Source organism: Aureibaculum marinum, assembly GCF_003813905.1.
GTDB lineage: Bacteria > Bacteroidota > Bacteroidia > Flavobacteriales > Flavobacteriaceae > Aureibaculum > Aureibaculum marinum.
In genome coordinates this window covers 267,836-286,917 of record NZ_RPFJ01000011.1, presented here as the reverse complement: position 1 = coordinate 286,917, position 19,082 = coordinate 267,836, and the positions used below count along the sequence as shown (strand labels likewise).

Here is a 19,082-nt window from a genome sequence, read left to right as displayed (position 1 = left end):
TGACTGTTGCATTACTTTGTTACAATAAGTACAATACAACTATAGACAATTTAACGCACTTCTATTGTTTATATTATATCATTTTAAAAACAACAACGGCCAAGGGAGGAATTTTTATAGTTGCTGAATATGGTTTATTATGTAGTTGTTTCTTTTTTGATGTAATTTGTCTTGTATTAGAAAATCCACTTCCTCCATATTCTTTAACATCAGTATTAAAAACTTCTTTTAATTTTACTTTCCGTGGTAAACCTATATCATATTTTTCTATGGTTTTTGGAGTAAAATTGCACACCACAACTACATCATTTTCTTTATCGTGTCCTTTACGGATATAGGCCAAAACCGAGTTTACATTATCATCTAAACTTATCCATTCAAAACCTTCGTTACTAAAAGCCTTTTCATATAAAGCGGGTGTATTCTGATAAAATTTATTTAACTCTTTAAAAAAAGTTTGTGTGTTTATATGTGGTTCAAATTCTAATAAATTCCAATCTAAACTTGTTTCAAAATTCCATTCGTTATACTGTCCAAATTCACCACCCATAAACACCAAGTTAGTTCCTGGATGCGTAAACATATAACCATAAAGTACTCTTAAATTTGCAAAGCGTTGCCATTCATCACCTGGCATACGTCCTAAAATAGAGTTTTTACCATATACAACCTCATCATGAGATAATGGTAGCATAAAATTTTCTGAAAATGCATACGCCAAACTAAAAGTAATATCGTTTTGATGATATTGTCTATAAATGGGGTCTTTAGCAAAATAATCAAGAGTATCGTGCATCCATCCCATCATCCATTTCATACCAAAACCTAAACCACCATGCTCTACAGCTCTGGTAACTCCTGGAAATGCAGTTGATTCTTCTGCAATTGTTGTCACCCCTTCAAAATTATCTTTTACAGCTTGATTAAATTCTTTTAAAAAGGAAACTGCTGCTAAATTTTCTCTTTCGCCATATATGTTTGGTTCCCATTCACCTTCTTCACGAGAATAATCTAAATACAGCATAGAGGCAACAGCATCTACACGTAAACAATCAATATTATATTTCTCAAACCAAAATAAGGCATTACTTATCAGAAAAGAGCGAACCTCATTACGTTCATAATTAAAAATTAAACTTTTCCAATCTTGATGATATCCTTTTCTTTTATCTGGATGTTCATATAAATGAGAGCCATCAAAAAAACCTAAACCATGATCGTCAGATGGAAAGTGCGATGGCACCCAATCTAAAATTACACCAATATCATTTTGATGAAATTGATCTACCAAATGCATAAACTCTTGCGGCGTACCAAATCTAGATGTAGGGGCAAAATATCCTGTTATTTGATATCCCCATGATGGATCATAAGGATACTCCATAATTGGCATTAACTCAACATGAGTAAAGTTCATTTCTTTAACATATTGCACTAATTTTTGAGCCAATTCTTTATAGGTTAATCGCTCATTATTTTCAGATTTCATCCACGAATCTAAATGAACTTCATAAACAGAATATGGTTTATCTAATCCATTTTTATCTTTTCTATAAGACATCCATTTTTTATCCTTCCATTTATAATCTTCAATATCCCAAACGATGGAAGCTGTTTTGGGAGGATGTTCACATCGTCTGGCATAAGGATCTGCTTTTTCTGTGATTACATCGTTATGGTTGCTATAAATTCTGTATTTATACAAACTTCCGTTTTCAATTCCTGGAATAAACCCTTCCCAAATACCAGAAGCATCCCAACGTACGTTTAATGCATGTTCTTCACCAGACCAAGAATTAAAATCTCCAATTACTGTAACAAGCTTAGCCGATGGAGCCCAAACGGCAAAATATGTACCTGTAACTCCATTAACCTTAGTAATATGAGAACCGAATTTTTCGTACAATTTAAAATGCTTTCCTGATTTAAACAGAGCGATGTCAAAATCTGTGAATAAGCTATGTGTTATTACTTTGGTCATAAGTTTTAATTATAGAAGTATCCATTTATCATTTTCTATTAAAAAAATGATATACCTTCATTGTTTATAATATTTTTAGTACTTACTCAAAATTGTTTTAAGCAAAAAGGAATTAAATTACATATCCTTTTGGTATCACGGCATTCTTTTTAATTACTACAATACCTTCTTTTATTACATATTGATCAGTTTCTTTATCTTCTAAATGTTTACCTCCATTAATCCTAACATCATCCCCAATTCGACAATTCTTATCAATAATACAATTTTTTATAAAACATCTTTCTCCTATACCCATTAAGATTGAAGTCTTATTTTTATTAATTTCATCTAGTGATTCATATTTATCACATCCCATCATATACGTGTTTATTACAGTAGTTTCTTTTCCTATTCTAGATCTAATTCCAATAACAGAAGTTTCAATTTTAGCTGCGTGTATAATACACCCTTCGGCAATTACAGCTTTGTCTAAAGTAGTTCCAGAAACTTTAGATGTTGGTAACATTCTAGCTCTAGTATATATTCTCTGTTCTCTATCGTATAAATTAAATTTAGGAATACTATCTGTTAATCCTAGATTTGCTTCAAAAAACGAATCTATATTACCTATGTCCGTCCAATATCCTTCAAATTGATAACTTAATGTTTTATGATCATGTATGGCATTTGGTATTATTTCTTTACCAAAATCATTAGTATCTGGATTGCTCATTAAATCAATTAATAACTGTCTATTAAAAATATAAATACCCATAGAGGCTAAATAATTTCTACCTTCATTTTTCATTTCTTCACTAACCTCTGAAGTCCAATCAGGTAATAATTTTGCATCGGGTTTTTCTATAAATGATGTAATTATATTTTCTTTATCGGCCTTTAATATTCCAAAAGAAGTAGCTTCTTTGGCATTAACAGGAATTGTAGCAATAGAAATTTCAGCCCCATGTTTTATATGCTCTTTGAGCATTAATTTATAATCCATCTGATACAATTGATCTCCAGATAATATTAAAGCATATTCAAAATCGTGACGTAAAAAGTGATGCATACTCTGTCTTACAGCATCAGCAGTACCTTGAAACCAAGATTTACTTTGCATAGTTTGCTCAGCTGCCAATACATCAACAAAAGCAGAACTAAAAAAACTAAAGTGATATGTGTTTTTAATATGCCTATTTAATGAAGCTGAATTAAACTGCGTTAAAACGTACATTCTTTTTATATCACTATTAATACAATTAGAAATAGGTATGTCAACCAATCTGTACTTACCTGCAATTGGAACGGCAGGTTTAGAGCGTGATTCTGTTAATGGGTAAAGTCTTGTACCTTGACCTCCTCCTAAAATAATTGATAGTACGTCGTTATTAATTGCCATAATTAGTTATTTAAAGATTTATATAAATTTATATATGCTTTTGCAGAAGAATCCCAAGAATGGTCTATCTCCATAATTAACTTGCGAATATTTTTAAACTTCTTCTGATTTTTGTATAAAACCAATGCTCTTTCCATAGTTTTAACAATCTCTTCAACAGTAAGTTGATGATGTATAAATCCAAAACCTCCTCCTTCAACATCAATAACTGTATCTTTTAACCCTCCAATACTATTAACAATAGGAATGGTTCCGTAGCGTAACGCATACATTTGATTAAGCCCACAAGGCTCAACACGAGATGGCATAAGTAAAAAATCTGCCCCTGCATAAATAATATGAGCTAATTTTTCATCATAACCGATATAAGCATTGTATTTTCCTTTGTACTTATAGGTTAGCATTTCTAATGCGTCTTCTACATCTGTTGCTCCTGAACCTAATAACAAAATATTAATATCTAAATGCTCTAAAGCAGTGTCAAATAATTTAGGAAATAAATCAGCTCCTTTTTCTCCAACAAGCCTTCCTATAAATGAAAATAAAGGTTTTTCCGGATCTAAGTTAAACTCTTTACACAACCAATCTTTATTAGCATTTCTACCAGAATTCAATGTCTTTTGTGAATAATTTTTTACGATGTAATCATCTGTCTCTGGATTCCAAACTTGGGTATCAATTCCATTTAAAATACCTACACATTTACCACTTTCATGACTTAATAAGCTCTCTAATCCATTAGCACTACTTTTTAATTCTTCCATGTAACTTGGAGACACCGTAGTAACTTTCCAAGCACATTTTATAGCTGCTGCTAGTGGGTTTATTTGATGATCCCAATCAATCAATCCAACTTGATTAAAATCAAATTCTGGAATCATATATACTTTATCATGAGAAAACCACCCTTGGTATTGAGCATTGTGTATGGTAGTAATACTAGCCACTTTTTTTAGCTGACTATATTTATGTGATTGAGCCATCATAAAAGGAATTAAACCCGTATGATGATCATGACAATGAATTATAGTTGGTTTTTTATCACGTTGAATAACCCAATCTAATACAGCTATTTGAAAAGCTAAAAAACGTTCAGTATCCTCAGAAGAATAGACATAGTTTTTAAATAATAACGTAGGTATATCAACTAAAAATAAATCGTAACCAAGGTTATTGTTTTCTAAGGTTAAAATGTTTACTTCTAAGTCAAAGACACCTAACTTAACTTTAGAGCTAATAATAGTTTTAAAAGAATGAGTTTTAGTAAAAGCATTATCATAAAAAGGCATAATTACCTCACTAGTTACCCCTAATTTATTCTGATACTTAGGTAAGGAGCCCACAACATCAGCCAAACCTCCAACTTTGGCAATAGGATAACACTCTGCACTAACATGTAATATATTCATTTAGGTAAGGTTTGAGAATCACTAAAGTTACAAAATGTTTTTAAAATATTAATGAAAGCATCTTGTTTTTTTATCTATTCTGGTTTACTACTTTTAATTTGTTAAACCGACACTATTCATTTAAAATAGTATTGATTTTCTCTTAAAAATTGAGTATTACGTAATTACAATCAATGAAATAAAATTGATTACTTTTACTTCCCTTTAAATTAATTATTTAATAAATTTTGAAGAAGCTTATACCCAATTTTTACATCCTATTTTTTTTAGTTCCCTTTTTTAGCTGGACACAAACCACAATTAGTACTGTAGGAAACTCGGTATATTGTCCATTGTCAGAAGTTAATATTGTAACTGATTTTAATATTATTGACACTGAAAACACTACAATAAAAGCGTTATACATTCAAATATCAGAAGGTTATAGTAATGGAGAAGATTTATTAAAACTAAACAACCCCTCCAATCACCCCAATATAAGTGCCACTTGGAGTGCCATTGAAGGAAAATTAACATTAAAAAGTACTACCAACTCAGAAGTAAGTTATACAGACTTAATTGCGGCTGTAAAGGACGTTGTTTTTACCAATAATTCCGCTACCGTTTCTGGCTATAAATCTTTTTCTTTTACTATAGGATCTGCAAATTATTTACCTTCAACTGGTCATTATTACGAATATGTTTCTGATGTAGGAATTACATGGAAAGAAGCTAAAGTTGCAGCCGAAAGTAGAACTTATTATGGACTACAAGGTTATTTAGTTACCATAACCTCTACAGAAGAAGCTAAATTAGCTGGAGAACAAGCAAAAGGTACTGGATGGATAGGTGGAAGTGACGCTGAAAAAGAAGGAAATTGGAAATGGGAAACAGGACCAGAAAAAGGCACTTATTTTTGGTATGGCTCTGCATCTGGCAGCTCACCTACATACGCCTTTTGGAATACTGGCGAACCTAACAATTTAGATGATGAAGACTATGCACACATTACAGCTCCTGGTGTAGGTATATCAGGTTCATGGAACGATTTAAGCAATACAGGGGCTGCTAATGGAGATTTTCAACCTAAAGGATATATTGTAGAATATGGAGGAATGCCCGAAGATCCAATTGTTAATATTTCGGCAAGTACTACAATGTACATTCCTGGAATAACATCAACAACTAAAGCAACACGATGTGGTCAAGGAGAAATTACACTAACAGCAACATCAAATGTAGGAAATGTTGTATGGCACGATAGCCCAACAGGCGGTTCAATCCTTTTTACTGGCAATCAATTTAATACATCCATAACTACAACAACCACATATTATGCATCAGTAATTGTTGTTGGATGTAAAGAAAGCCCTAGAATTCCAGTAGAGGCAACTCTAAAAGAATTACCAGATATTGACCCCGTATTTAACTTTAAAAATTGTGATGTTGACGGTGTTGCAGATGGTTATACCGTTTTCAATTTAAACGAAGCTACCCCATTTATTACAAAAGGAAATGATGAATTAAACACAACATATCATCTCTCGATAGCAGATGCTGAAAATAACAATACCAGCATAAGCAACCCCAATTCATTTAACAGCAAAACCGCAACCACTGTTTATGCTCGTGTTGAAAATCTAAACGGTTGTTTTCTCATTTCAACAGTAAATCTTAACGTTTCAACAACCTCTTTTCCCGAAAAATTCACATATAATTTAGCAACTTGCGACAACCTAGAAGCCAACGATGGCATTGCTAGTTTTGACCTTACAAAGGCTTCTGACCAATTACTTAATCAATTTCCTTCCAATCAGAATTTAAAAGTTTACTATTACAAAACACTCAATGATGCTCAATTGAAAAAAAATGATATTACAAATCAAACCGATTATATAAATAAAACCCCTTATACCGAAAGTCTTTATATTCGTGTTGAAAATACAGATGACGGAGCCTGTTATGGAATAGGACCAAGTTTACTTTTAACTGTAAATCCAAGACCTGAATTTGAAGTGGTTTCCGAAACTGCTTTATGCCTAAATATAGGTTCTGTTACCCTTGAAACCTTTAATGCCTTAGATGATTATTCTTACGAATGGAAAAATGAAAATAACGAAATAATTAGCACAGAACCTACAGCAACTGTAAACTCAAAAGGTATTTATACAGTAATTGCAACGTCCAATTTAAATTGCACTTCTTCCTCTAAAACAATAACGGTAAAATATTCTGATTTAGCGAATATTACGTTAAACAACATTCAAATACATGATGATTCTGAGAACAATACAATTACTATAAATTCTGAAAGTATAGGCATTGGCGATTATGAATTTTCTTTAGATGACGAGTACGGAATATACCAAACAGACCCACTATTTGAAAATGTTTCGGCTGGAATTCATACCTTATATATTAGAGAACAAAATAATTGTGGAATTGTAGCTATTGAAATTTCAGTTATTGGCTTTCCAAAATTTTTCACCCCAAATAATGATGGTTATAATGATACTTGGCAAATAAAAGGAATTAATAAAAACTCTTTTCAACTTTCTACAATTTATATCTATGATAGGTTTGGAAAACTATTGACCAAACTAGATACCACTGATGGAGGTTGGGATGGTACTTATAATGGAAAACCAATGCCTTCTAATGATTATTGGTTTAAAGTACAGCTTATTGACAAAAACGGAACTGTAAGAAATAAAAAAGGCCATTTTAGTTTAATTAGAAGATAAATCTCTAGACTAATAAATCAAACACTTCCTTCTTTTTAAAGATTACCACTTGAATGGAGTATTGATTTAACCTTTTCCTTTAAAACAGGAAGCACATCCAATTCAAACCATGGGTTTTTTGTTAACCAAAAACGATTTCTAGGTGAAGGGTGAGGTAAAACTATAAACTTTGGTAAATACAAATGGTAATTCTTAACCGTTTCTGTTAAATTCTTTTTAGCTTCTTTTTGCAAATAATAATTTTGGGCATACATACCAATTAATATAATCAACTCTACTTTTGGCATTTGAGATAAAAGCTGTTGATGCCATAAAGGTGCACATTCTGGCCTAGGAGGTAAATCTCCTGATTTTCCTTTACCAGGATAACAAAAGCCCATAGGTACAATTGCAAACTTATTTTCATCATAAAATTCATTATCAGTAACATCCAACCATTTTCGCAATTGTTTTCCACTAGGATCATCCCATGGTATTCCTGTTTTATGCACTTTTATTCCTGGAGCTTGACCAATAATTATAATTTTAGATGCTTTACTTGCCGCCAAAACAGGTCTTGGCCCTAAAGACAAGTATGATTTACATACTTCGCATTTTTTTATATTTTTTAATAAATTATGCATTGTAGATTCTTATTATGCTATTAACTTAAAGAATTTCGCAATGGAAAGGTACTCATTTTTACCATGAATAAAATTAATGCTTATCAAAATTTTATCAATTTGAATAGCAACCATGTAATGTATATATTTGATATTAAGGAGCAAAACCCATTTATTTGACTTACTATAAAAAATAGGAAATATTGTAAAATTTTACTTACCTTAGTTATCTTTAACTATCTTACCTCAAATAAAATAAAAACTAACTCATATGCAAGAATTTTTTAACGGCATGTCAACCTTTGAACAAACCTATTGGATTATTGCCCTAATTGGCTCTATAATTTTTTTCATTATTATGATTTCTACTTTTATAGGAGAAAGTATGGATAGTGACATGTTAGAAGATAGCACAGAATTTGAAGCTGATGACGGTGGCGTAGGATTCCAGTTCTTTACATTAAAAAATTTAATTGCATTTTTTACCATTTTTGGATGGACAGGAGTGGTTTGTAGTGGTTCTGGTTTATCTAGCGGAATCACATTAATTATTTCAGTAGTTGCAGGTCTTTTAATGATGGTTGCGACATCTTCTCTTTTTTATTTTATGCATAAACTAGCGGAAGATGGCACTTTAAAGATAAAAAATGCAATTGGCACTATTGGCGAAGTTTATTTACCTATTGGAGCTAATCGTTCCAAAACTGGAAAAGTTCAAATTCGTGTACAAGGTGCATTACGTGAATTAGAAGCCCTTACAGATGAAAATAAAGATTTACCAACAGGTACTGTAGTAAAAGTAACTGAAATAGTCAGTGCCGAAATATTATTAGTTGAAATCCATTCAAAATCAAACAATACATAAAACCTGCATATTGAAAGCATAATAATTTACGGGAACGATTATTAGCAAACTGCATGAAACCTTTTAAAAATCATAAAAAAACGAATACATGAATTTATTAATTATCCAATCTGAATTTTTTAGCGGAATTTACTTAGTTGCCGCTGTCGTTATAATATTATTTATTTTTATATTTTCAATGATGCGAAGGTACAAGCGTTGTCCTTCAGATCAAATTTTAGTAGTTTATGGTAAAACTGGTGGTGGTATGTCTGCTAAATGCATTCATGGTGGTGCTGCGTTTATCTGGCCTATTATTCAAGATTATGAATTTTTAGATTTAACCCCAATGTCCATTGAGGTTAATTTAACCAATGCCTTAAGTAAGCAAAATATCCGTGTTAATGTACCTTCAAGATTTACTATTGGTATTTCAACAGAACCTAGCGTTATGCAAAATGCTGCAGAAAGATTATTAGGCTTAACACTAGATGCCGTAAAAGACTTAGCTCAAGAAATTATTTTTGGTCAATTACGTTTAGTGGTCGCTTCCATGGATATTGAAGAGATTAATTCAGATCGAGATCAGTTTTTATCACATATTACACACAGTGTAGAAGCGGAATTAAAAAAAGTAGGATTAAAATTAATCAACGTTAATATTACAGATATTCACGATGAGTCAGGATATATTGAAGCTCTTGGTAAAGAAGCTGCAGCAAAAGCAATTAACGACGCCAAAATATCAGTATCTCAAAAAGATAGAGATGGAGCTATTGGAGAAGCACAAGCTGTTCAAGATCAACGTATTCAAGTAGCCGCAGCAAATGCTCATGCTGTTGAAGGGGAAAACACTGCTAAAATTCAAATTGCAAATTCAGATGCTGAAAGAAGAGCAAGGGAAGCAGAAGCTGAAAGAATTGCAAATGCTTCAGAAAAAGTACAAGCTGCAAAAGCCTTAGAAGAAGCTTATGCTGCCGAAAAAATTGCAGAAGAAGCTAGGGCTAAACGTAAAGAGGCTGAGCAAGGAGCAGACATTATAGTCCCAGCTCAAATAGATAAGAAAAAAATAGAAATTGCTGCAGAAGCACAAGCAGAACAAATTAGAAGAATTGCAAAAGGTGAAGCGGATGCCATTTTCTTGAAAAAAGAAGCTGAAGCAAAAGGTCTTTATGAAATACTAACCAGACAAGCTCAAGGTTTAGACCAAATAGTGAAAGCTGCTGGTAACAATTCTAAAGATGCAGTATTGCTCTTAGTTGCTGATAAATTACCTGAATTGGTTAAAACACAAGCTGAAGCAATTAAAAATATTAAAATTGATAAAGTTACGGTTTGGGAAAATGGTGGAGGAAAAGATGGAAAAACCTCAACTTCTAACTTTATTTCAGGCATGTATAAAGCAGTACCTCCATTACAAGAAATGTTTAATATGGCAGGTATGCAACTGCCCAATTATTTAAAAGGTGAGAAAGTTGAAAATACAGATGAAAACAAGCCCACCAATGAAAGTAAAGCTAAAAATGAAAAATCAGAAGAAGATACTACAGAATAACTAAGCTACACCTTTTAAAAGAATAAAAACCACATCAATTGATGTGGTTTTTATTCTTTTAAAATATATTTAGAACAACTGTTTACTTTAAACTACTAACACAATACTTATTTTTTGCCCTCAACAACCAAAACAAATTCTCCTTTAGGTGGTTTATTCTCAAAGTGTATCAATACCTCTTTTAAGGTTCCTCGTATTGTTTCTTCATACAATTTTGTCAATTCTCGAGATACTGAAATTCTTCTAGTCTCTCCAAAATATTGAACAAATTGAGTTAAGGTTTTTATTAATTTATGAGGAGACTCATAAAATATAATTGTTCTAGGCTCTTCTGCCAATAATTCTAATCGAGTTTGCCTTCCTTTTTTTATAGGCAAAAACCCTTCAAACACAAACTTATCATTTGGCAATCCACTATTTACCAAAGCTGGAACAAATGCAGTTGCTCCAGGTAAACATTCTACTTCAATATTATTTTCAACACAAGCTCGAGTTAACAAAAACCCTGGATCAGAAATTGCTGGTGTTCCCGCATCAGAAATCAAAGCAATAGACTCACCAGACTTTAAACGTTCTACTAGCCTAGAGACCATCTTATGTTCATTATGCATATGATGACTTTGCATTGGCGTCTCAATATTAAAATATTTAAGTAATTTACCTGAAGTACGAGTATCTTCTGCCAAAATAGTGTCAACTTCTTTTAACGTATGAATAGCCCTTAAAGTAATATCTTCTAAGTTACCAATTGGAGTAGGGACGATATATAGTTTTGAAATCATTCTGCAAATTTAACAGTGCAATTTAACAAAGTTTGTGCTAATTATGTTCTTAATTTGTTTTTAAGAATTTGTATTTTTACCCCATGGAAGATTTTATCCTATACTTAAAGCTCGGCTTGTATCATGTATTAGACTGGCAAGCGTATGACCATATTGTTTTTTTAATTGCATTAGCTGTAATATATAGCTTTAGTAATTGGAAAAAAGTGATATGGTTGGTAACACTTTTTACTATAGGACATACATTAACCTTAACATTAGCAGCTTATAAAGTTGTAAATATTAATGTTAACATTGTAGAATTTTTAATTCCGTTAACCATTTTTATCACTGCTTTGGTAAATATTTTAACAATTAAAAAAAGCAAACAAAAAAGTTCAAATATTAATTTAATCTTTGCTCTTTTTTTTGGTTTGATACACGGTTTGGGATTTTCAAATTATTTTAGAATGTTAATAGATGATAGTGAAGCAAAGTTACTACCATTATTAGAATTTGCACTTGGTATAGAAATTGCCCAAGTTATAATTGTTTTAACTATTTTAACTGTTGGGTATGTAATTCAATACTTTTTAAGAGTCTCAAAAAGAGATTGGGTATTAGTAATGTCTTCTATAGTTATTGGGATAGTAATACCAATGCTTACCGAACGCATATTTTGGTAAAAAATTAACAAAATTCCCATTTTTTTATCGGTACTTTGCCAACTGTAAATATCGTTTTAACGACCATGACACCAGAAAAACAACATAAATATGATGTAGCCTATTTAAAAATGGCAAAAGAATGGGCAAAATTATCTTACTGCAAACGTCGCCAAGTTGGAGCATTAATTGTTAAAGGAAAAATGATTATTTCAGACGGTTATAATGGTACACCAACAGGTTTTGAAAACATTTGTGAAGATGATGATAATTACACAAAATGGTATGTGCTTCATGCAGAGGCAAATGCAATTCTTAAGGTAGCAGCATCAACACAAAGTTGCTACGGAGCTACCCTTTATATAACAATGTCACCATGTAAAGAATGTAGTAAGCTTATACATCAATCAGGTATTAAAAGAGTTGTATATGCCCAAAAGTATAAAGATGATTCTGGTTTAATATTTTTAGAAAAAGCAGGAGTAGAACTTGAGCATATTAATCAAGAGTAATGAAAAAAAGAAAAATATATTATCCTCTATTTCTAGCATTGGCAGTTGCATTTGGTATTTTTATTGGTAGCATGTTAGACTATCCACAGAAAAACGCTGCCTTACTTTTTAGCAACAATTCCCAAGAAGCAAAAATAAAACGACTCATTAATTACATTCAGTACGATTATGTTGATAAAGTAGATACTGATAGTTTATTAGACGGTACCATAAGAAATATTTTAAGTAAACTAGACCCCCATTCTGTATATATTCCTGCTAGCGAACACGATGCTCTTGCCGAATCTATGAATGGTGAATTTGTTGGTGTAGGTATTCGTTTTTTTATGCATAACGATACATTAACCGTTACTAGTGTTGTAAAAGACGGACCCAGTGCAAAAGCTGGAGTAGAGGCTGGCGATAGAATTTTAATTGCGGACAATGACACTTTATATGGTAAAAATCTAGATAGTAATTTTATCATAAAAAAGTTAAAAGGAGAACCCAATACAAAAGTTAAAATACGCGTATACAGAAAATATAAAGACACATTACTAAATTTTACCTTAAAAAGAGGCACTATACCCTTAGTTAGTGTACCTAGCTATTACATGCTTACAGATACTTTAGGGTATATAAAGATTGATAAATTTGCTAATACTACTTATAATGAATTTAAAACAGCAATGAATTCTTTACTAAAGAAAAACATGAAACGTTTAGTATTGGATTTAAGAGGTAACCCTGGTGGATATTTAAACATTGCTACAGAAATTATTGATGAGTTTTTAGAAGACGATAAACTAATTGTTTTTACTAAAAACAAAGGAGGTAAAATTGAAAAAACTTTCGCCACTTCTAAAGGTGACTTTGAGAATAATCAAATCTATGTTTTAATTGATGAAACATCTGCGTCAGCAAGTGAAATAGTAGCTGGAGCATTACAAGATAATGACAAAGGAGTTATTGTTGGACGACGTTCTTTTGGTAAAGGTTTGGTACAACAAGAAATGGAATTAGGAGATGGTTCTGCTGTTAGATTAACCGTTTCACGATATTATACACCTACAGGAAGATCCATCCAGAAACCATACAACACTAAAGATGGAAAAAGTTATTACAATGACAGGTTAGAGCGTTACCGCAATGGAGAATTAACCCATGGAGATAGTATTAAAGTTGTTGATTCTTTAAAATACATCACCCCTAAAGGAAAAAGTGTTTATGGTGGAGGGGGTATCGTTCCCGATATATTTGTTAGTATAGATACCATGGCATATTTTGGAAGGTTTCACTTTGGACCTATACAAGATTTTGTATTTGAATATTTAGATAATCATCGCGAAACTATGAACCATTGGAATGTTAATGATTTTATCGAAAATTTTGACAATGATGAAAAAATCCTTAACGAATACTTGTCATTATTTGATGATCAAAGTAAAATTGCAGTAGAAAGTATACCTTATATAAAATTATATATAAAATCACTTATAGCTAGAGATTTATTTGACGAAAATGTTTTTTATCAAATCTTGAATGAAGACGATCAAATGTTACAAAAAGTTAAACAACTAGAATCTCAAGTAGATTATTTAGAACCTTAAAGAGAAGGTATTATCTTATCGTGAACTTTGGTGTGTTCGCCACCATTCCATTCAGTTAAAATATCTGTTGCCACAGAAGCTCCACTACCACAAGCTATAGCAAATTGACTTCTCCACCCCGCTAAAGAACCAGCAACATAAATACCTTTTGAAACTAAGTGGTCTTTATTTTTAAGTTGAATACGATTCTTTTCAGGTTTCGATTTTTTATGAGTAATAACATATTGTTCCAGCCCTTTTATAAAAAAAGTATTCGTATAACCTACAGCAATAACAATAAGTTTACTTTGATATTCAAATCTATTAGTTACAACTTTAAAACCACCTTCTAAATGTTTTACTTCTAAAACCTTCTCTCCTTCTATTTGATTTACATGAGGATATAAAGTTGCAAGCTGATTTTTACCTTGCTCAAGTATACTTCTTCCTGTTGTGCCAGCAGCTAAACCTAAAACATTATTAAACAAAGCATCTTGTAAATGAGATGACTTTTGATGTAAAACTATACCTATTTTTTTATCCTTAGCAAATTCTTTCTCTTTAGCTGAACCTAATATTAAAGCACAAGACATTCCTGCAGCACCACCTCCAATTATAAGAACATCAAAATTTTTCATAGTAATTATATTTATACAGACTACTATTTTTTACGCAGTAATCCTCATCAAGAATTACTACTAATGATTAAACAAATCTTGAATATTTGTAGCAAATAACTTCACTGCAATAGCTAACAAAATTACACCAAAAACTTTTCTAATTACATCTATTCCTCCTTTACCCAATAATCGTTCTATCCTATTAGACATTTTTAAAACAACATAAACAAAAATAGTATTTATTACAATAGCAATAATAATACTGGTTAACTGAAACTCTGCCCGCAAAGATAATATCGTTGTCATTGTACCAGCACCGGCTATTAATGGGAATGCCAATGGAACTACACTAGCAGTTTCAGGAGCATCGTGTTTATACAACTCAATACCTAACACCATTTCTAAAGCCAAAAAGAAAATAACAAAAGCACCAGCAACCGCAAAAGAATTAACATCAACACCTATTAACTTTAAAATTTCTTCACCAACAAAAAGAAAAGCAATCATTATAACAACAGCTACAATTGATGCTTTTTCTGACTGGATATGCCCAACTTTTTGACGTAAATCTATAATAATGGGTATGCTACCTATTATATCTATAACAGCAAATAAAATCATGGTTGCTGTTAATATTTCCTTAAAATCTAACCCCATATTTTTAAATTTTTGAATTTTCGGCAAAAGTAGTGCTTAATTTTTGAGATTCAACAAATAAATGTTAAATTTTCATCTAATTTTTTAAACTTTAAATAATTAGCAATTAACATGTAGCTCGGAGCAAATACATTTTTCTCATTTAGCTTATCGTATAATTAAACAAATATCATGTACTTTTGCCACTTTAAATAACATAGAAAATGTTTCAATTAGGAAAAACAATAGTATCAGAAGAAATTATAGAGAAAGATTTTGTTTGCAACCTATCAGCATGTAAAGGAATTTGTTGTGTTGATGGTGAAGCAGGAGCTCCTCTTGAAGAAGAAGAACTGAAAATTTTAATGGATATTTATCCCAAAGTAAAGCCTTTTTTAACTAAAGAAGGTATTGAAGCTATTGAAGATCAAGGGTTATTTATTACAGCTGATGGTGAATATGAAACTCCGTTAATTCCTAGTGACGACAGCTGTGTTTATATTAATTATGACAATAAGGGTATTGCACAATGTGGAATAGAAGAAGCTTATAATCAAGGAGAGATTGAATGGAAAAAACCTATATCGTGTCATCTATATCCAGTACGAGTAAAAGATTATTCAGAATTTGCAGCTGTAAATTACCACAGATGGGAAATTTGTGATGATGCTTGTACCTTAGGAAAAGAACTTCAGGTTCCTGTTTATAAATTTGTAAAAGATGCACTAATCAGAAAATTTGGTAAAGATTGGTATGAAGAATTAGAAAAAGTTGCTGAAACCCTAAAAAGATAATTATCTAATAACACTAATTATAAAAAGTTTCTAAATAAAAAAATGCAAACAATTAGCTACAAAATTTAATACAATAGAATAATGACTTATATCAATGGTATTTTTAAAACTACTTCTGTTCCTGTAGCTTTGTTATTTGCATCAAACAAATCTGTAAAAGTTATAGAATAATTGTTTTTATAATTTTTAGCAAAATTAATTAATCGTTCTTCCGTCAACTTAATACCTACAGAATCTTTTTTATGCAATTTTTTGGTTTTTATTTTAGCTGATTTTTCTCTACCTATTCCATTATCTACTATATAAATATTTATAAAATTATCATTTTGTTTTCTTACAATTACCTCTAATTTTTTATTTTCTTTTTTTGATGACAATCCATGCCAAATTGCATTTTCTATAAAGGGTTGTAAAATAAGTGCTGGAATTTTTATAGTATCAAAATTTAGGTTTCGTTCCGTTTTTAAAGAAAAGTCTATTTCATTATTAAATCTAATATTTTCAATATTTACATACAATTGCATGGTTTCAAGTTCATGAGCCAATGTTATTTCCTTTTCTTGAGTTGAGGTAAGTATATGCCTTATTAATTTTGAGAATTTATTTAGATAATAAACTGCATTGGCCGTATCGTTATTAATAATATATAACTTAATAGAGTTTAATGAATTAAAAATAAAATGAGGGTTCATCTGACTTCGTAACGAAAGAACCTTTAACTCTGCCAATTCTTTATCTGCTTTTTCTTTTAAAGTAACTAACTTTTGATTTTTTGATTTTTCTTTTAATAGAGCCAAGTCCTGTTTTAATTGATCTTGAACTCTTTCTCGTAACTGTTCATTTTCTTTAAATTGAACAATCAAATCATGTTGCGATTTATTCTTTTCTTCTAAAATAATTTTCTGCTTTTGACCTAATGCGAGTGAAAATAATATGTTTTCAATTATTACTCCAATTGAAAATATTACAGTAACACTTATAAAATCAGTTGAAGCGAAAAAGGCATATTCAGCAGCAATTAAATAAACAAAAGATCCTACAAGTACATAATATTTCAATGGAGTTTTCATGGTATAGAGTACATAAAAACTAATCAGTGCCAATACTGCAATAGTAGGCGAAAAGAAATACGAAAAAACAATACCAACAATATAATAATTTGTTGTTACAACTGCATAAATTAATGAAACAATAAGTATTACTAAGTAAATTACTATACTAATATTTAAAACCTTATTCCATTTTGGTTTAAAAACTTCTAATGCAACCAAGGTTTTAGCAAACATTAAATACATTGTATTGTATACCCATTCCCTAGGTATTACTACTAGTTGAAAATAAGCATCATTACTATTAGACGCATCAATAAAAATAGAATTTTCAGTAGTTGGATAGTTGGCTGTAAAAATCAAAAAAGTATATAAACTATAATATAAGTAGACTTTATCCCTATGTTGAAAATACAACAAAAAATGATAAACTGATAATGTTAATAAAAAACCAGCAAATAACAACGTGAACTCTTCAAAAGGGATCATACCAACAAGTTTATTTTTAAAATAACTTTAGTACCATTTGGTTTACCATTTATAAAAGCATCTTCTATTATCAAATCATACTCTACATTATTGTCCTTTGCAAAATTCTGTAAACGCTCTTCTGTTAGGGCAATACCAACAGACTTTCTATTGTGCATCTTTTTACTCTTTATCTCTTGAGCTTTTATCCTTCCTATACCATTATCTATAACTTCTATGACAAGATTATTATCTTCTTTGAACACACTTAAATTGAGGTTTTTATCTTCCTTTTTAGGTGCCAAACCGTGCCAAATTGCATTTTCTATAAAGGGTTGTAAAACTAAAGATGGTATTTTTATAGTTTCTAAATTTAAAGTCTCGTCTATATCCAAATTAAAATCAATTGTATTTTCAAATCGAATATTTTCAATACCAATATAAAGTTTCATAGTCTCTATTTCATCAGATAGGCTAATCTCTTTAGTTTGTGTTGATGCTAAAATTTTTCTAATAAGTTTAGAAAACTTATTGAGATAATAAACAGCATTTTGTTTATCATTATTAATAATATAGAGTTTTATAGAGTTGAGTGAATTAAAGATAAAATGAGGATTCATTTGACTTCGTAAAGAAGTGATTTTTAATTCTGCCATCTCCCTATCGTATTTCTCTTTCAGTTTTAGCAGTTTCTCAGATTTCGCTTGCTCACTTAAATTTACGATATCTTCCTCCAACTTTTCCTGAATAGCATCTCTAAGTTTATTGTTTTCTTGTAATTGAGATATTAAATTTTCTTGTGAAATATTTCGTTCTTCTAAAATTTGCTTTTGCTTATGCCCTAATCCAAGTGAAAAACAAATGTTCTCCAATACAATTCCTATATAAAAAATACTATAGCGAATTTCAGTATCTGGAGTTAAATTAAATTTCCACATTATTGTTGCGGCAATAGAACTTATAAATAAAATTAACGACCCAATTATTATATAATACTTTAAAGGGTTGTACATCTTTAATAATGGAATATAACCCAATATAGCCAATATACTAATCGCTATGATAAAAATAGTATCTGAAGTAAAAATAACATTATCGTTATGGGTAAATAAATAGATAATTTCAACCAAAACAATAAAACCCATTAAAACATAAACAGAATTAAAAATAATTTTATGCCACGTGAGACTATATTTTTTTACATCAACAAAAGTAAAAGCAAAAACAAAATAGATAAGGTTATACAACCAAATTAAATATATATTTATATAATCTAAAATAAATCGAATTGGTTCTACTAATACATACACAAAACCATTTTCTGGATCATTTAAATGATTAACAAAAATCAAAAAAGTAAATAAGCTATAGTATAGATATGTTTTGTCTTTGTGCTGAAAATAAAGTGTAAAGTGATAAACAGAAAGAATAAACAACAAGCCTAATACAAAAACCACGATTCCGTTTTCGTTAGGAAAATCTAAGATAGATGAGCTCTCCAATAGTTTCACAAA

The 19,082-nt window shown here is 30.6% G+C and carries 16 protein-coding genes; 7 read left to right on the top strand and 9 right to left on the bottom strand.

Annotation, left to right across the window (positions count from 1 at the left end; translation table 11 throughout):
• Window positions 1-73 precede the first annotated feature (73 nt).
• The 3 genes from glgB to EGM88_RS09755 all read right to left on the bottom strand — a co-directional run bounded on the left by glgB (window position 74) and on the right by EGM88_RS09755 (window position 4,771).
• Entirely contained in the window at window positions 74-1,981 is a 1,908-nt protein-coding gene (gene glgB / locus EGM88_RS09765; RefSeq protein ID WP_123897992.1) for a 1,4-alpha-glucan branching protein GlgB, read from the bottom strand.
• Between the two features lie 112 nt (window positions 1,982-2,093).
• Window positions 2,094-3,362, bottom strand: coding sequence for a glucose-1-phosphate adenylyltransferase (locus EGM88_RS09760; RefSeq protein WP_123897990.1), 1,269 nt, complete (start codon window positions 3,360-3,362; stop codon window positions 2,094-2,096).
• A gap of 2 nt (window positions 3,363-3,364) precedes the next feature.
• Entirely contained in the window at window positions 3,365-4,771 is a 1,407-nt protein-coding gene (locus EGM88_RS09755) for a glycogen synthase (RefSeq protein WP_123897988.1), read from the bottom strand.
• A gap of 227 nt (window positions 4,772-4,998) precedes the next feature.
• Here EGM88_RS09755 and EGM88_RS09750 point away from each other — a divergent pair, with 227 nt between their 5' ends.
• Entirely contained in the window at window positions 4,999-7,494 is a 2,496-nt protein-coding gene (locus EGM88_RS09750) for a T9SS type B sorting domain-containing protein (RefSeq protein ID WP_123897986.1), read from the top strand.
• 35 nt (window positions 7,495-7,529) lie between these two features.
• On the opposite strand, the gene EGM88_RS09745 is transcribed toward EGM88_RS09750, so the two are convergent.
• A complete protein-coding gene (locus EGM88_RS09745; protein ID WP_123897984.1) occupies window positions 7,530-8,117 on the bottom strand; it encodes a uracil-DNA glycosylase family protein in 588 nt (195 codons plus the stop codon).
• A 250-nt stretch (window positions 8,118-8,367) separates the two neighbouring features.
• Between EGM88_RS09745 and EGM88_RS09740 the strand changes: the two genes are divergently transcribed.
• Both EGM88_RS09740 and EGM88_RS09735 read left to right on the top strand, forming a co-directional pair.
• Entirely contained in the window at window positions 8,368-8,961 is a 594-nt protein-coding gene (locus EGM88_RS09740) for a hypothetical protein (RefSeq protein WP_123897982.1), read from the top strand.
• 88 nt (window positions 8,962-9,049) lie between these two features.
• Window positions 9,050-10,495 (top strand): flotillin family protein, encoded by a 1,446-nt coding sequence (locus tag EGM88_RS09735; RefSeq protein ID WP_123897980.1) that lies wholly within the window; start codon window positions 9,050-9,052, stop codon window positions 10,493-10,495.
• Between the two features lie 107 nt (window positions 10,496-10,602).
• Here EGM88_RS09735 and rsmI read toward each other — a convergent pair whose 3' ends face one another.
• On the bottom strand, window positions 10,603-11,274 hold the full coding sequence (rsmI, locus tag EGM88_RS09730) for a 16S rRNA (cytidine(1402)-2'-O)-methyltransferase (protein ID WP_123898218.1): 672 nt from the start codon (window positions 11,272-11,274) through the stop codon (window positions 10,603-10,605).
• An 86-nt stretch (window positions 11,275-11,360) separates the two neighbouring features.
• Here rsmI and EGM88_RS09725 point away from each other — a divergent pair, with 86 nt between their 5' ends.
• The 3 genes from EGM88_RS09725 (at window position 11,361) to EGM88_RS09715 (ending at window position 14,022) form a co-directional block, all read left to right on the top strand.
• Window positions 11,361-11,942 carry a HupE/UreJ family protein gene (locus EGM88_RS09725; protein WP_123897978.1) on the top strand — a complete coding sequence of 194 codons (582 nt, stop codon included), beginning with the start codon at window positions 11,361-11,363 and terminating at the stop codon, window positions 11,940-11,942.
• Window positions 11,943-12,007: 65 nt separating this feature from the next.
• Window positions 12,008-12,433, top strand: coding sequence for a deoxycytidylate deaminase (locus EGM88_RS09720; protein ID WP_123897976.1), 426 nt, complete (start codon window positions 12,008-12,010; stop codon window positions 12,431-12,433).
• Window positions 12,433-14,022 (top strand): S41 family peptidase, encoded by a 1,590-nt coding sequence (locus EGM88_RS09715; RefSeq protein WP_123897974.1) that lies wholly within the window; start codon window positions 12,433-12,435, stop codon window positions 14,020-14,022. Before EGM88_RS09720 ends, EGM88_RS09715 begins: the two co-directional genes overlap by 1 nt.
• Here EGM88_RS09715 and EGM88_RS09710 read toward each other — a convergent pair.
• Together EGM88_RS09710 and EGM88_RS09705 are read right to left on the bottom strand one after the other, a co-directional pair.
• On the bottom strand, window positions 14,019-14,639 hold the full coding sequence (locus EGM88_RS09710) for an FAD-dependent oxidoreductase (protein WP_123897972.1): 621 nt from the start codon (window positions 14,637-14,639) through the stop codon (window positions 14,019-14,021). The genes EGM88_RS09715 and EGM88_RS09710 overlap by 4 nt on opposite strands.
• Window positions 14,640-14,699: 60 nt before the next feature.
• Window positions 14,700-15,278 (bottom strand): MarC family protein, encoded by a 579-nt coding sequence (locus EGM88_RS09705; protein ID WP_123898217.1) that lies wholly within the window; start codon window positions 15,276-15,278, stop codon window positions 14,700-14,702.
• Between the two features lie 203 nt (window positions 15,279-15,481).
• Between EGM88_RS09705 and EGM88_RS09700 the strand changes: the two genes are divergently transcribed.
• Entirely contained in the window at window positions 15,482-16,051 is a 570-nt protein-coding gene (locus EGM88_RS09700) for a DUF3109 family protein (protein ID WP_123897970.1), read from the top strand.
• Window positions 16,052-16,137: 86 nt separating this feature from the next.
• On the opposite strand, the gene EGM88_RS09695 is transcribed toward EGM88_RS09700, so the two are convergent.
• Window positions 16,138-17,589: a histidine kinase gene (locus EGM88_RS09695; RefSeq protein ID WP_123897968.1), complete on the bottom strand. Its 1,452-nt coding sequence runs from the start codon at window positions 17,587-17,589 to the stop codon at window positions 16,138-16,140.
• Window positions 17,586-19,079 carry a histidine kinase gene (locus EGM88_RS16040; RefSeq protein ID WP_123897966.1) on the bottom strand — a complete coding sequence of 498 codons (1,494 nt, stop codon included), beginning with the start codon at window positions 19,077-19,079 and terminating at the stop codon, window positions 17,586-17,588. The genes EGM88_RS09695 and EGM88_RS16040 overlap by 4 nt, the downstream gene beginning before the upstream one ends.
• Window positions 19,080-19,082: the final 3 nt, after the last annotated feature.